The organism is Paraburkholderia sp. J7, assembly GCF_905220155.1.
Classification (GTDB): domain Bacteria; phylum Pseudomonadota; class Gammaproteobacteria; order Burkholderiales; family Burkholderiaceae; genus Paraburkholderia.
Map to the genome: position 1 here is coordinate 1 of NZ_CAJMYZ010000025.1, position 14754 is coordinate 14754.

The window sequence follows — 14754 nt, forward strand, 5'->3', positions numbered from 1 at the left end:
TATGCAGTAACGTCCAGAACCCCGGTGTCTCCGAAAGAGAACCGGGGTTCTGGCGTTTGGGCGTCGTAAACAAGCATTCACGGGTCCACACGCTCCCTGACGAATTCGGCACGGATGCTCATGTGCACATCGTCCCCGACAGCGGAGGACCATTTCGTTAGCCCGAAAGCCGCCCGGCTGAAATGGCCGTCGGCGGAGAAGGCCAGCGTTTGGCGAGTGCCCGCAGGCTCGCGCGGGTCTGAGTCGAAGGTCACAGCGAGTGTGACGGGACGTGTCGTCGTGCGGATCGTTAGGTCACCTGTCAAAAGGCAATTCAACGGACCGGTCCGGACAAGGCGAGTGCTGACGAAGCGAATGGCCGGATAGTGCATCACGTCCAGCATGCCACCGCCTTCAACAATTCCGGTGACAAACGGCGCGTTCGCTTCGAGGCTTGTCGCGTCGATCGTCACCATGACCCGGCCTGAAGCCACGCCCTCGAATCCATCGAGCTCGGCACCTATGCGGCTGAAGTGCATCGTGAGACTCGAGTGCCAGACGTTCGTGACGTCGAACGTCACACCCGAACGGCCGGGATCGAGTCGATACTGTGCCAGCGGAGAAGACACATCGACCGGATCGGCGCTAACCCCGGCCGCCGCACACGCAGTGCAGACAAACGTCGCGATTGCAATTGTGTGTGGCCTGAGACGACCGATGGACAGGCCACGTCGACAGATGGGGTTACGTTCCCGCACGCTCTACCTCCACTTTTCGGGATGCCCGCCAAGCGCGCTGCAGAAGTCGACAGCTATCGTGCGCAATTGACCCTCAGCCATCTGTGCTCGAGTCACTCGCACGGCCCCGTGACGTGCTGAGGGCACCGGGAAAACGCTCCGCATGCCCTCTTTATTCCGTCGCGTTTGAAAGTCGAAGCATTTTGTTGTGAATCTGTAAGGAAAAAATTTTCAGCAGCTGTGGAATAGGCATGCACGTGCGAGGTTTACCCACCAACACGGTGCGACCTCGGAACGAGCGAGCCAGGTCTGATCGCAGACGAACCACTTCCACGAAGCCTGCAAATGAGCCGAACGACAATTCAGCCTCTCTGGGTCCGCACGACACACTGGATCAACGCGGTGGCAGTCGTGCTGATGGTGACAAGCGGCTGGCAGATCTATGATGCCTCGCCTATCTTTGCCCGACTGACCTTTCCCGCGAGTGTGACATTGGGCGGATGGTTGGGCGGCGCGTTGCAGTGGCACTTCGCGATCATGTGGTTGCTGGTCGCGAATTATCTCGTCTACATGTTCCTCAATATCCTGTCGAAGCGCCTCTGGAGAAAGCTTCTGCCGATTCGAATCGGGGCGCTAGCAAGGGATCTTGCCGCCGCGCTGCGCGGCAAGCTGAAGCATGAAGATCTAGCGCGCTACAACGCCGTTCAAAAGCTGGCATACGTGGTGGTTATCGTGGACATCGCGATCCTGATCCTTTCCGGGTTGGCGGTCTGGAAATCGGTTCAGTTCCCCCTGCTGCGAACGCTCATGGGGGGATACGACAACGCGCGTGTCGTCCACTTCTTCGCCATGAGCATTCTCGTAGCGTTTTTCGTCGTGCACGTCGTCATGGTCGCATTCGTGCCGCGCTCGCTGCTCCTGATGATTCGCGGACGGTAATTGCCCATGCGCTCCGGCAAAAGACAACCCAATGCCTTTCTCGTCTCGAACGCAGATTCGATCATCAAGGACGCGCGTAGCGAATTGAAGAGTCCCGCGCGCAGATTGCTCGGCAGACAGATACTCACGCTCGGCGGCATTGCCATGCTTTCGGGCTGCGATCTCTCGAGCGACAAGTCGGTGAACACCATGCTGCGCAAGATGTCGTTCTTCAACGACCGCGTGCAGGCGCTGCTCTTCGATCCGAACAAGATGGCGCCGACGTATCCAGAGTCGATGATCACGCGACCTTTCCCGTTCAACGCGTTCTATGACATCGACGACGTACCGGAAGTCGACCCCGCAACCTGGCGACTTCAGGTAGGCGGACTCGCGAACGGCAAACGCACATGGACGCTCGCCGAACTGCAAGCGATGCCCCAGGAAAGTCAGATCACACGTCACATCTGCATCGAGGGATGGAGTGCGATTGGACATTGGGGCGGCGTGCGCTTTTCCGAATTCCTGCGCCGCGCCGGAGCAGACACGACTGCGAAGTACGTCGCGCTCCATTGCGCCGATAACTACTGGACCAGCATTGATATGCCGACAGCGCTGCACGCGCAGACGTTGCTGACGTTGACCTACGACGGGGACGTGCTGCCGCCGAAGTACGGCTTTCCCGCGAAGCTGCGCATGCCGACCAAACTCGGCTACAAAAATCCCAAGCACATCGTCGCAATCACGGTGACGAACGAGTATCCCGGCGGTTATTGGGAGAACCAGGGATACAACTGGTTTGGCGGTTCCTGAAGGGGAATCGGCCTTTTCCTCAACGCGTATCTGCTATACGGAGTATTCATGACCATTCGACTGAAGGTTGGCGCGGCCATTGCCGCAATGGCGCTTGCCGGCGGCGCGCTGGCACAAACGCCCGATGCCAAGCCAACGCGTATTCGCGGCAATGTCGTGTCTCTCGACGGCGATGTTCTCAAGGTCCATCGCCGCAGTGGCGATACGGTCTCGATCGCCCTCGCGGCAAATGTTCCCGTGTCGGCCGTCAAGGCGATGCAGCTCTCCGACATCAAGCCGGGAACGTTCGTCGGCACGGCCGCGACGACCGGCACGGACGGCAAGCTGACTGCAACGGAAGTCGTCGTTTTCCCGGAAGCCGCACGCGGCACGGGGGAGGGCCACTACGCGTGGGACCTCGGCCCGAACAGCACGATGACCAATGCGAATGTCGATACCGTCGTGCAGGGCACGGACGGCCGCAATCTCAAGCTGTCGTACAAGGGCGGCAGCAATGAGGTAACGGTGCCGCCGAATGTACCCATCGTTACGTTCATGCCAGCGGCGCGCACAGATCTGGCGCCGGGCAAGCAAGTCTTCGTGGTCGCGAAACCCGCGTCACAGGGCACGTATACCGCGCAGCGCGTGGTGGTCGAAAAAGACGGCGTCGTCCCGCCAATGTAAGCGACAGCGTCGCGGCTCTCCCACCTGGGCGATGACTTTTGCCGAAAGCATGCTCATCGCCAGGTCGGAATGAGGGATGCTGCGAGCAGCACGCCCATCGCGAGATTGAGCATGCGCCAGTGACGCGGCGTTCGAAAGAACCGCGCGAGTAGCACGCCGAGCGCACACCAGAGCGCGAGCGACGCGCACGCAGCAACGCCGAATGCCGTGCCGAGCAGCATTGCGAGGCGGTTCGGATTGCTCGCGAACAGCGTGAACGACGCCGCCGCACCGACCGTCATCGCCCAGCTCTTTGGGTTGAGCCAGAGCAGCAGCAAACCGTTGACGAGCGTAACCGGACGCGCGGGGCCGTTGCCTGCACCCGGCGGCCCGCTACGCGCGATACGCCACGCGAGCCACAACAGATACGCAGTGCCGAGCACCTTCACCGCCGTTTGCAGCGACGGGAGGGCGAGCAGCAAACCGCCTAGTCCAAGTGCAGCGACCGCAGCGAGCAAGGCAAGGCCTATCGCGATGCCTAGCATCAGTGGAATCGAACGTACGAAGCCGAAGCGCGCGCCCGACGCGGTGGCGAGCGTGGTAGCTCCGCCGGGCGTCACGGTCGAGACGGCGACGAAAAGCACGAGCGGCAGAATCGAGGTCATGGGTGCCCATCTGTGTGAGTGAGAGGTGCACTGTACGGATCGGCAACGCATCGTGAAAGGTAATAATATTGATGCGCTCCATTACGCGGAATAATGCATCGATGAGCAGGAACCTGGACCTCGACCTCATACGTACCTTCGTTGCCGTTGCCGATAGCGGCAGCATGACGGTTGCCGCGAATTTGCTGCACATGACGCAAGGCGCCGTGAGCCAGCAGGTGAAGCGCCTCGAAGACGTGCTGGATTGCCTTTTATTCGTACGCAAGACGCGCAAGCTGGAGCTTTCGCGCGAGGGCGAGGCGTTTCTCGTGAAAGCACGCCAACTGCTGCGGCTCAACGATGAAATCTGGGCCGACATGACCGGCCAGCCGCTGCGTGGCGCCCTGCGTGTGGGCGTGCCTTACGACCTCGTGACGCGGCTCGCGCCCGCGATGAAGGCATTCGCCGAAGCCCATCCAGACGTTGACATATCGCTGGTCTGCGCGGCCTCACCGGAACTCAGCGATGCAGTCGATAGCGGTCATGTGGACGTGTCGTTGCTCGAATATGTCGCGAGCGAAGCCGAAGGCGAAGTGGTCGGCATCGAGCCCCTGGTGTGGGCCAATGGGCGCGGCAGCGATGCGTGGCGCAAGCGGCCATTGCCACTGTCGATGGTGGACGAGCACTGTGCGTTCCGGCAGGTTGTACTCGGCGCGCTCGCGGACAAGGGCATTGCGTGGCGCACCGTGTTCGAGAGCGGCAACATCGAGGCGACCGCTGCGACGGTGCGCGCAGGCCTTGCGATCACGGCCTGGCTCGCCTCCACGGTGCCGGCCGGTGTGGAGATGCTCACGCCTGAAGCAACCGGCTTGCCTGCGCTGCCTGCGTTCGCGATCTGCCTGCGATTTCCAGCGACAGTTCAACCCGCAGCGCAGGAATTCGCGCGCTACGTACGCGAATCGATGGGGAATGAATCAGGCGCTCGGCGCGTGCAGCTAGCGAACATTGCGTGACGCACCCTACAAGCGCTGCGGCACCGCCTGCGCAAAGAAGTCGGTGACCCGGCGCACTCGCGCAGGCACGAAACGGCGTCTCGGCCAGACGATACTCACGTCGCGAGCGTCCCGAATGAAATCGTCGAGCACGGTCACGATGTCGGGATGCTTGAGTTCGTCGGTAAGCGAGAGCTTCGCGAAGAGTCCGATTCCCACACCCGCGAGCACGGCAGAACGTATCGTCTCGACGCTATTCGACGACAGGTTGCCTCGCACGGGTACGCTGAACCGGCCGCGCGGCCCATGAAACGGCCAGTTCGCCGATTCGAGCAGACCGCCATAGAGCAGGCAATTGTGACTGGTGAGTTCCGCAGGGTCCTTCGGTATGCCGTGTTGCTCGAAATAGCGACGCGATCCGACGCAGACCAGCGGGGTGCTGGCGATACGCCTCACGACCGCATCCGGGTCATTGACGGCGCCCACTCGAATCGCGAGATCGATACGATCCTCCACCATATCGCGCACGAAATCCGACAACACCAGATCGACCTGAAGACCTGGATGGCGCGACAGTAGCTCGGGAATGAGCGGCAGAACATGCAGGCGGCCGAACGTCGAAGCGGCGGCGATCCGGACAAGGCCCGAGACGTCCAGCGTACTGCTCGTCAGTTCGCCGTCGGCCAGTTCGATTTCGTCCAGCAACGGCTTGGTCCGCTCATAGTACTTCTGCCCCTGGTCCGTCAACGTCACGCTGCGCGTGCTTCGGTTGAGTAACAGCACGCCGAGGCGCCTCTCCAGCGCGCCGATCGCCTTGCTGATGGCGGACTGTGACTCGCCCGTTCGACGCGCCGCGGCGGAAAAGCCACCCGCTTCGACAACGGCAATGAAGGCGTTCAATTCGTGAAACCGATCCATTGCATGTCTCTCGTGCCACCTATTCTCTCGAGGAATGGGTCTTATGATAACTCTGCTAATTATCAGCTGCCGGGGCGGGAATTACGATGTCACTTCCGATCACCAACAGGCAGAAGGTTCCAATGTCCACACTCGCAGGAAAGATCGCCGTCGTTAGCGGCGCAACGACGGGTATCGGCCTCGCGATCGCCCAGCGGTTCGTCGCCGAAGGTGCTTACGTCTTTATCTTCGGCCGTCGGCAAGGCCCGCTCGACGAAGCCGTCGAACGGATTGGGCGCAACGTAACCGCGATCCAGGCCGACGCAGCGGACCTCGACGATCTCGACCGTGTTGCTGCAGCAGTCAGGAACGAAAAGGGTGTCGTCGACATCATTGTGTCGAACGCGGGCTACACCGAGCAGGCTTCGATCGACACCATCACGCCCGAGCATTTCGACAAGGCATTCAACCTCATGGCGCGCGGTCCCGTATTTCTGGTGCAGAAACTGCTGCCGATGATGACAGGTGGCGGATCGATCATCCTGGTCTCATCGGCCATGCACGTGATGGGCATTCCAGGTCATACCGCTTACGCGGCGACCAAGGCCGCATTGCGTTCCTATGCTCGCACGTGGGCCGCCGAATTCAAGGATCGCGGCATTCGCGTCAATATGCTCAGCCCTGGTGTCACCGACACTCCGATTCTCGACGCCCAGTCGGCGACACGCGAGGAACTGGTGAGCATGTACAAGAGCATGGTTCCGATCGGCCGACTGGCCCGGGCCGAGGAGATGGCAAGCGCTGCGCTCTTTCTCGCCTCCGACCAGAGTTCCTATATGACGGGCGCGGATTTGATGAATGACGGCGGCATTGGCCAGGTCTGAGGCAAGCAGGTCGCCATCCACGGTGGAGTCGTCTGACGTAGCAGATTTCGGCATGCGTCCGAGCAACTTTGTTATAGAGGATAACTAAAGGAGCATTCAATGAGCTACGCAATCATCGGGCTTGGCAAGATCGGCACGGCCATCGCGCAAGCATTCGCCGATCAAGGTATCGAAGTCGCCGTGGCAGGCAGGCGGCCGGTGGACGCGCTCGCAGCGCGGATTGGGCCGTCGCTCGTTCCAAAGCGCATCGAGGACGCATTCAAGGCCGACATTGTGATTCTGGCCGTCCCCTTCGGTGCTCACGAGGACGTCGCCCGGCTTGTCGGGAACTGGGAGGGGAAAATCGTGATCGACGCAATGAACGCGTACGGCGTGCCCGTGAAGGAGTTGGACGGTCTGCCTTCGAGCGCGGTCGTTGCAAAGTCGTTTCCGGGCGCGAAGCTGGTGAAAGCCTTCAACCACCTGCCTGCAGCCACGCTGGCACAGGGGCCGACGCCGCCGCATGGCGGCAGGCGGGTCGTGTTCGTCTCTAGCGACGACGAAGCGGCTAGCGCCTCGGTGTCGGCCCTCATCGACCGGCTCGGCTTCGCGCCGGTCGAGCTCGGGAAGATCGGCGAGGGCGGCCTCCTCGTGCAGGCGCGCGGCAATACGTGGGCCCAGCTTATCTTCCAGGATCTGGTCAAGTTCGACTGATAGACGGCGCGAAAACGTGCCGGACGGCGTTCTGATGAGCCAAAGTATTCGCGCGGGATGCGGGTCGAGGCATCTCGCCGACTAAGGCGCGATCCAGGTGCCGCACCATTTCCCTTCATCAAACACGAGACTGGCCCGCATATGCCCCGCGGGATTCAGATCGAGGTAGTCGATTCTCGATACGGTCACTTCGACCAGGCAGAAGTTTTCGAACCCGTCTGTTGGGTCGAGATCTTCGCCATGCGCCGCAGCATGCGCTTCAGCGGGAGACGCAACCGGCGTCGCGGGCGCAAGCGGCGTGCGATAGACGATCAACGTTCGAGGTCGGCTTGCGTTCCATGCTGCTGTCGTTTCCGACGGCGCCTCGACAAGTCGTGCAACGCCATAGAGTCGTATTTGCACTCCGGCGTCGAGATCGCAGCCGACAAGCGATATGCGCGAGTCGCGCCGCAATTCAGCCACTTTCGTAGAGCGCACGTCGGTATGAAACATGACTGAACGCTGCTCGCGAGCGGCGCGTCGCAGCACAACCGTCCGCACGGCGGGTGCGCCATCGAGCCCGATCGTCGCGGCCTGCAGCATCGTAAAGGGCGAGCGCTCCTTGCCGGCGTTTGCGCCGGCGTGCAGGCGTGCCCAGACCGCGTCGACGATCTGATCCATATCTGGCGCGTTACAGACCACGCACGATACCGCCATCGACTCGGATGTTTTGCCCCGTGATGTACCCCGCGGCATCCGACAAGAGGAACGCCACCGTTTGCGCGATCTCCTGTGTCTTGCCGAAGCGGCCAACCGGAATGCGGGCGACGATCTCGGGCGTTTCGGGCCAACTGTCGATAAATCCCGGCAGAACGGAATTGATTCGAATATTGTCCTTGGCGTAGCGATCGGCGTAGAGGCGTGTGAACGAACTCAACGCGGCGCGCAGCGCAGAAGAAACGGGCATGGCCTGCTCGGGCGCATCGGCGGCGAAGCTCGAAATATTCACCACCGCGCCGCCGCCTTGTTCGAGAAATGCAGGCGTCACACGGCGCAGCACGCGTGCGACGTTGAGCACGATGAGATCGAGCCCGAGATGCCACTGTTCGTCGGCGATAGAAAGCAGATCGCCCTTCGGTGGGTGCCCCGTGTTGTTCACCACGGCGTCGATGCGGCCGTACTTTTCGAGCGTTTCGCTAACGAACCGGTCGATACAGTCCGGATCGGTTACCGAGCCCGTAAAGCCGAATCCACCCAGCTCTTTCGCCAGCTCGGCCGCGCTGCCAGAGGGCGACATCAAGGCCAGACGGTAGCCGCTGGCTGCCAGTTCGCGCGCGATCGCCGCACCCATGCCCTTGCCGGCCGCCGTGACGAGTGCTACTTTTTCTACTGCCATGTTGCTCTCTCCTTGAATGGATTCAGCGCCGCAACGCTGCGCTGCATGGGACTTCGTGCAGAAACTGTATGGCGTTATGATTGAATTGTCGAATGATGTTTCTTATAGTCTGACAATAAAATTTCTACTGGCTCGCTATTGAATCGCTGCTGGCGAATTGCCGACCTTTCAATAGCCAATATATCCGTTGAAGCACTCATTGAAGCCACGCCACCTGCCGCCGCTGAATGCGCTCCGCGCGTTCGACGCATCCGCCCGGCACCTCAATTTCCGGCTCGCGTCGGAGGAACTCGGCGTGACGCAGGGCGCTGTCGCGCAACAGGTGCGGGTGTTGGAGGAAGCCCTGAATTTGCCCCTTTTCGCAAGGGGGCCGCGGGGGCTCGCGCTCACGACCGAGGGGCATACTTACTTTACTGCCGTCCAGCGGGCGCTCACGATCGTCGCCGACGCGACCGAGGCGCTGAACCGGCGTTCGACGTCCCTCACGATCAGCACGACGCCGTCATTTGCTTCGAAGTGGCTGATACCCAGGCTAGCAGAGTTTGCCGAAACACATCCGGAAATCGACGTCCGGATTATTGCTGATGCAACGCTGTGCAACTTCAAATCCGATGGCGTGGATATCGCGGTTCGGCTCGGCAAGCCACCGTTCGCGAAAGGTCTCGTCAGCGACCTGCTATTTCCGCTACAGGTGTTCGCCGTAGCCAGTCCGCAACTGCTCAAGCACGACTGCCCGGTGCGCATGATCGCGGACCTGGAAAACTATGTGCTGCTGCACGATTCTCATGACCTGTGGCCGGAGTTTTTCAACGCACTGGGCTACGCAAACGGCATCGACACGCTGAAAGGGCCGCGCTTCAGTCAGTCGTCGCTTGCCATCGACGCCGCCATTGCGGGGCAGGGCGTCGCGCTCACGAGCGAGCATCTTGTCGCGCGCGATATCGCAGCCGGAAGATTGCAACGCCTGTTCGACTTTTCGCTGCCACTGTCGCTCGGTTATTACGTGGTCCTCCCCCAGGGCAGCGTCCGATGGGAGACAAGCCAAAAGCTTCGCACCTGGCTGCTCGCCCAATTCCATCTGGCTTCGAAAGCGGCTCCTTAGCGCGTTGACGCAGGCGTTCGCCGTTCGCAAGTTCTGCGCCAACATCCGCAACGCAACGCAACGCAACGCAGCGCGCGAGCGTGCAATGCCTCGCGGTGGGGCAGATCGTGCGCACGCATTCATCGTTCGATCACTTTACCGGTGCATAATGACTGAACCGCCGATGCAGTCGATGACTATCCGCCAAGGAGTTCGTCATGCTAGCGAGGAACGAAGAATTCGTCGCCCATCTGCTCTCCGACGTCGTGGAATTTGCGCGGGCGCGCTTGCCCGAGCCTACGTTCCAGATCGTCGAACCTTTCCTGCGGCACTACTACGATTTCGCCGACGCTGAAGATCTGCGCAGCCGCAGCATTGCCGACCTCTACGGCGCTGCCATGGCGCACTGGCGAACCGCGCAGCGCTTTGTGCCGGGCAGCGAGCGCATGCAGGTCTACAACCCGATCCTCGAACAGCATGGTTGGCATTCGGACCACACGGTCATTGAAATCGTCAACGACGACATGCCGTTTCTCGTCGATTCGGTTTCCATGGCCGTCAACCGCCTGGGTCTTGCGCTGCATTCCGCGCTGCACCCTGTATTCCGGATCTGGCGCGACAAGGACGGCGCAATTGAGCGCGTCGGCGAGGCCGGCGCCAGCGCCGGTGACGGGCAATCGCAACTCGCGTCGTTCATCCATTTCGAAGTCGACCGCTGCGGCGACGCAGCAAAGCTCGACGAATTGCGCCGCGATATAACCAAGGTGCTTGGCGACGTGCGGGCGTCCGTAGAAGACTGGCCGAACCTCCTCGAGGCCGCGCGCACCACCATCAAGACGATGAAAGCGCGCGAAACGAGCGCAGAGGACATCGAAGCGCGCGCATTTCTCGAATGGATGGTGGCCGACCATTTCACGTTCCTCGGCCAACGCGATTACGCGCTGGTTTCGCACGACGGCGGCTATGCCCTGCGCGGCGTGGAAGGCTCGGGTCTAGGCATTCTGCGCGAATCGCTGCGCGCGCCGGGCACGCCCGACATCACGCCGTTGCCTCCCGCGGCGCAAGAGATCATCGCAGGCGCGTGGCCCATTTTCCTGACGAAAGCGAACTCGCGCGCGACAGTCCACCGGCCCGGCTATCTCGACTACGTGGGCGTGAAGCTCGTCGGCGCAGATGGCAAGGTCTGCGGCGAGCGCCGCTTCGTGGGCCTCTACACGTCGACGGCCTATATGGTGTCCACCGCCGAAATCCCGATCGTGCGGCGCAAATGCGCGAATATCGTGCGACGCGCGGGTTTCCTGCCCAAAGGCCATCTCGGCAAATCGCTGGTGACGGTGCTAGAGACCTATCCGCGCGACGAGCTGCTGCAGGCGAGTGAAGACGAACTTTTCGACATTGCGCTCGGCGTGCTGCGCTTGCAGGAACACCAGCGCACGCGCCTATTCGTGCGGCGCGACCGTTTCAATCGCTTCGTTTCGTGCCTCGTATATGTCTCGCGCGACAAGTACAACACCGATTTGCGGCGGCGCATTGCGAACCTGCTCGTGGAGGCGTTCAACGGCGTTTCCGTGGAGTTCACGCCGCTGCTTTCGGAGTCGGCCATTGCGCGGATTCACTTCGTCGTGCACGCCGAGCCCGGCACGATGCCCGAAGTCGACACGAACGAACTGGAAGCGCGGCTCGTGCAGGTCACGCGCCGCTGGCAGGACGATCTGGCCGACGCGCTGCTCGACGCATTCGGCGAAGAGCAGGGCACACGTCTGCTGCATCGCTACGCCGATTCATTTCCGCCCGGCTATCGCGACGACTACCCCGCGCGCACGGCGGTACGCGACATCGAACTGATCGAGCGCGTGCAGGGAACGCAGCGCATCGCCATGAATCTGTATCGGCCCATCGAGGCGGGGCCGCGTACGTTCCGCTTCAAGGTGTATTGTGCGGGCGACGCCATTGCGCTCTCGCGCAGCCTGCCGATGCTCGAACATCTCGGCGTGCGCGTGGACGAAGAGCGGCCCTATGTGATCGAGGCGCCGTCCTGTGAGCCCGCGTGGGTCCACGATTTCGGCCTTGAACTTGCGGACGATGCCGAATTCGATATCGAACGCGTGAAGAGCCTGTTCGAAGACGCGTTCGAAAGCGTCTGGACCGCGCGCATCGAAAACGACGATTTCAACCGGCTGGTGCTGCGCGCCTACCTGAGCGCGCGCGAAGTCACGATCTTGCGCGCCTATGCGAAGTATCTGCGTCAGGTGGGCTCGACCTTCAGCGACGCCTATATCGAGCGCGCGCTAACTGGAAATCCGGCGATCGCAAGGCAGTTCGTCGAACTGTTCGTACTCCGTTTCGATCCGCGCGATGCAGCGGCGCGTGAGGAACGCACGGCGCTCATGCTCAAGGCCATCGAAAGCGCGCTGGACCAGGTGCCCAATCTCGACGAAGACCGCATCCTGCGACAGTTCCTCGGCGTGATCAACGCCACGGTGCGCACGAACTATTTCCGGCGCGAAGCCAATGGCGCGGAGCGGCCCTCGCTCTCGTTCAAATTCGATCCGTCGAAAGTGCCCGGCCTGCCCGAGCCCAAACCCATGTTCGAGATCTGGGTCTATTCGCCGCGCGTGGAAGGCGTGCACTTGCGCGGCGGGCGCGTCGCGCGCGGCGGCCTGCGCTGGTCGGATCGCCGCGAGGACTTCCGCACTGAAGTGCTCGGCCTCATGAAAGCCCAGATGGTGAAGAACGTCGTGATCGTGCCTGTGGGATCGAAGGGCGGCTTCGTCGTGAAGAATCCGCCGCCGGCGAGCGAGCGCGAAGCGTGGATGCGTGAAGGCGTCGCGTGCTATCAAACCTTCCTGCGCGGCCTGCTCGATCTCACCGACAATCTCGTGAACAACGCGATTCAGCCGCCGCCCGATGTCGTGCGCCACGACCCCGACGACCCGTACCTCGTCGTGGCCGCCGACAAGGGCACGGCGACGTTCTCGGACTATGCGAACGCGATATCCGTCGAATACGGCTTCTGGCTCGACGACGCCTTCGCCTCCGGCGGCTCGGTGGGCTACGACCACAAGAAGATGGCGATCACGGCGCGCGGCGCGTGGGAGTCGGTCAAGCGGCACTTCCGCGAAATGGGCGTGGATACGCAAGCCACCGATTTCACCGTGGTCGGCATCGGCGACATGTCGGGCGACGTGTTCGGCAACGGCATGCTGCTTTCGCCGCATATCAAACTCGTCGCGGCGTTCGATCACCGGCACATTTTCCTCGACCCCAACCCCGACCCGGCCGTGAGTCTCGCCGAACGGGCGCGGCTTTTCGCGCTCGAACGCTCGAGTTGGGCCGACTACGATCCCGCCACGATTTCGGCTGGCGGCGGCGTGTTCGCGCGCACCATGAAAACGATCCCGCTCTCAGCCGCAGTCCGAACGGCGCTCGGCATCGAGGCGGCGGCACTCTCGCCAACCGAGTTGATTCGCGCGATCCTGCTTGCGAACGTCGATCTGCTCTATAACGGCGGCATCGGCACTTATGTGAAGGCCGCGCGCGAGACCAACTTGCAGGTCGGCGACCGCGCCAACGACGCCGTGCGCGTGAACGGCTCGGAACTGCGTTGCAAGGTCGTGGGCGAGGGCGGCAATCTCGGAGTCACGCAACTCGGCCGGATCGAATTCGCCCAGCACGGCGGCCGCATCAACACAGACGCGATCGACAACTCAGCAGGCGTGGATTGTTCGGATCACGAAGTGAACATCAAGATCCTGCTCGGAATCGTGGTCGCCGACGGCGAGATGACAACGAAGCAGCGCAACACGTTGCTGGCGGAGATGACCGACGAAGTCGGCCTGCTGGTGCTGAGTGACAACTACTACCAGACGCAGGCGCTTTCGATCGCGGGCCGCTACGCCGTGGAGCTGCTCGATGCCGAATCGCGCCTGATGCGCTGGCTCGAACGCGCAGGACGTCTGAATCGCCATATCGAATTCCTGCCGACCGACGACGAAATCGCCGAACGCCAGGTCGCCAAACTCGGGCTCACGTCGCCGGAGCGGGCCGTGCTGCTCGCGTACAGCAAAATGTGGCTCTACGATGCACTGCTCGATTCGTCCGTGCCGGAAGATCCGCTCGTTGCGAACCTGCTGATCGACTACTTCCCGCAGCCGCTGCAGCAGCGCTTTAGCGAACCGATGCATCGGCATCCGCTGCGGCGGGAAATCCTGGCGACGCATTTGACGAATGCGCTTGTGAACCGCGTGGGTTGCGAATTCGTGCACCGCTTGATGGAGGAAACCGATGCGCAGCCCGGCGAAATCGTGCGCGCGTGCGTCATGGCACAGGACGTATTCGGCCTCAACGATATCTGGCGCGCCATCGACGCGCTCGACAACCGGGTCGCCGACGACGTGCAGGCGCGCATGTTTGTCGCCGTCGCGCGACTGCTCGAACGTGCGGCGCTTTGGTTCCTGCGGCACCTGCAGGCGGCTACAGTCAGCAACGACGGTGTGAGTACGCTGCTGGCGCGTTGCCGCGACGCCGTGCAGCGCCTCGCGCCGCAATTGCCGGCGCTGTTGCCCGAAACAGATCTCGAAGCGCTCTCGGCACGCCAGGGTGAACTCGTGAACGCGGGTGTTGAAAACGTGCTCGCACTGCGCGTGGCTAGCGGCGATATTTCAGTAGCACTGCTAGACATTGCCGATGTGGCTGCCGCGTGCGATCAACCGCTCGAGCGTGTTGCGGCAGTGTATTTTGCCTTGGGCACGCGGCTCAATTACGGCTGGATTAGCGAGCGAGCCGCAACGTTGCCCACGCCGACGCATTGGGACACCATGGCGCGCGCGGCGGCGCTTGCCGAGGTGGCGCACCTCAAGCGCGCGCTGACCACGAGCGTGCTTGCGCAAGGCGCCGATTCCGCGGACCCGCAAACGCTTGTGGACGCATGGTGCGCACAGCACGAAGCAGCGCTCGAGCGTTATGCGCAGTTGCTTACGGAGCTGCGCGCGTCCACTGGCGTGAGTCTTTCCGTGCTGCTCGTTATCGTGAGAGCGATGGCGGCCCTTGAAAGGGGCTGAGGGGCTGAGGACCTGAACGACGGCGCAGCAAGCGGCCGC

The 14754-nt window shown here is 62.1% G+C and carries 13 protein-coding genes; 8 read left to right on the plus strand and 5 right to left on the minus strand.

What is annotated here, in order from left to right:
- Positions 1-77 precede the first annotated feature (77 nt).
- Positions 78-737 (minus strand): YceI family protein, encoded by a 660-nt coding sequence (locus tag U5A58_RS32530; RefSeq protein ID WP_321964497.1) that lies wholly within the window; start codon positions 735-737, stop codon positions 78-80.
- Between the two features lie 324 nt (positions 738-1061).
- On the opposite strand from U5A58_RS32530, the gene U5A58_RS32535 reads away from it, so the two are divergent.
- The 3 genes from U5A58_RS32535 to U5A58_RS32545 are packed head-to-tail and all read left to right on the plus strand — an operon-like array spanning position 1062 to position 3110.
- Positions 1062-1655 (plus strand): cytochrome b/b6 domain-containing protein, encoded by a 594-nt coding sequence (locus U5A58_RS32535; protein WP_321964498.1) that lies wholly within the window; start codon positions 1062-1064, stop codon positions 1653-1655.
- 6 nt (positions 1656-1661) lie between these two features.
- A complete protein-coding gene (locus tag U5A58_RS32540) occupies positions 1662-2447 on the plus strand; it encodes a molybdopterin-dependent oxidoreductase (protein ID WP_321964499.1) in 786 nt (261 codons plus the stop codon).
- A 48-nt stretch (positions 2448-2495) separates the two neighbouring features.
- Positions 2496-3110, plus strand: a complete 615-nt coding sequence (locus tag U5A58_RS32545) for a hypothetical protein (protein ID WP_321964500.1) — start codon at positions 2496-2498, stop codon at positions 3108-3110.
- A gap of 53 nt (positions 3111-3163) precedes the next feature.
- Here U5A58_RS32545 and U5A58_RS32550 read toward each other — a convergent pair whose 3' ends face one another.
- Positions 3164-3754, minus strand: a complete 591-nt coding sequence (locus U5A58_RS32550; RefSeq protein WP_321964501.1) for a LysE family translocator — start codon at positions 3752-3754, stop codon at positions 3164-3166.
- 101 nt (positions 3755-3855) lie between these two features.
- Here U5A58_RS32550 and U5A58_RS32555 point away from each other — a divergent pair, with 101 nt between their 5' ends.
- Positions 3856-4746 carry a LysR substrate-binding domain-containing protein gene (locus U5A58_RS32555; RefSeq protein WP_321964502.1) on the plus strand — a complete coding sequence of 297 codons (891 nt, stop codon included), beginning with the start codon at positions 3856-3858 and terminating at the stop codon, positions 4744-4746.
- Between the two features lie 6 nt (positions 4747-4752).
- Here the strand turns inward: U5A58_RS32555 and U5A58_RS32560 are convergent, their stop codons facing one another.
- A complete protein-coding gene (locus U5A58_RS32560) occupies positions 4753-5643 on the minus strand; it encodes a LysR family transcriptional regulator (protein ID WP_321964503.1) in 891 nt (296 codons plus the stop codon).
- A gap of 122 nt (positions 5644-5765) precedes the next feature.
- On the opposite strand from U5A58_RS32560, the gene U5A58_RS32565 reads away from it, so the two are divergent.
- The gene (locus U5A58_RS32565; protein WP_321964504.1) at positions 5766-6506 is read left to right on the plus strand and encodes an SDR family NAD(P)-dependent oxidoreductase; all 741 of its coding nucleotides are present in this window, start codon (positions 5766-5768) and stop codon (positions 6504-6506) included.
- A 99-nt stretch (positions 6507-6605) separates the two neighbouring features.
- On the plus strand, positions 6606-7199 hold the full coding sequence (locus U5A58_RS32570; RefSeq protein ID WP_321964505.1) for an NADPH-dependent F420 reductase: 594 nt from the start codon (positions 6606-6608) through the stop codon (positions 7197-7199).
- An 81-nt stretch (positions 7200-7280) separates the two neighbouring features.
- Here U5A58_RS32570 and U5A58_RS32575 read toward each other — a convergent pair whose 3' ends face one another.
- Positions 7281-7859, minus strand: a complete 579-nt coding sequence (locus tag U5A58_RS32575) for a pyridoxamine 5'-phosphate oxidase family protein (protein WP_321964506.1) — start codon at positions 7857-7859, stop codon at positions 7281-7283.
- A 10-nt stretch (positions 7860-7869) separates the two neighbouring features.
- Positions 7870-8574 (minus strand): SDR family oxidoreductase, encoded by a 705-nt coding sequence (locus U5A58_RS32580; protein WP_321917975.1) that lies wholly within the window; start codon positions 8572-8574, stop codon positions 7870-7872.
- A 187-nt stretch (positions 8575-8761) separates the two neighbouring features.
- Here U5A58_RS32580 and gcvA point away from each other — a divergent pair, with 187 nt between their 5' ends.
- Both gcvA and U5A58_RS32590 read left to right on the plus strand, forming a co-directional pair.
- A complete protein-coding gene (gcvA, locus tag U5A58_RS32585) occupies positions 8762-9676 on the plus strand; it encodes a transcriptional regulator GcvA (RefSeq protein WP_415774326.1) in 915 nt (304 codons plus the stop codon).
- A gap of 197 nt (positions 9677-9873) precedes the next feature.
- The gene (locus U5A58_RS32590) at positions 9874-14715 is read left to right on the plus strand and encodes an NAD-glutamate dehydrogenase (RefSeq protein ID WP_321964508.1); all 4842 of its coding nucleotides are present in this window, start codon (positions 9874-9876) and stop codon (positions 14713-14715) included.
- Positions 14716-14754 lie beyond the last annotated feature (39 nt).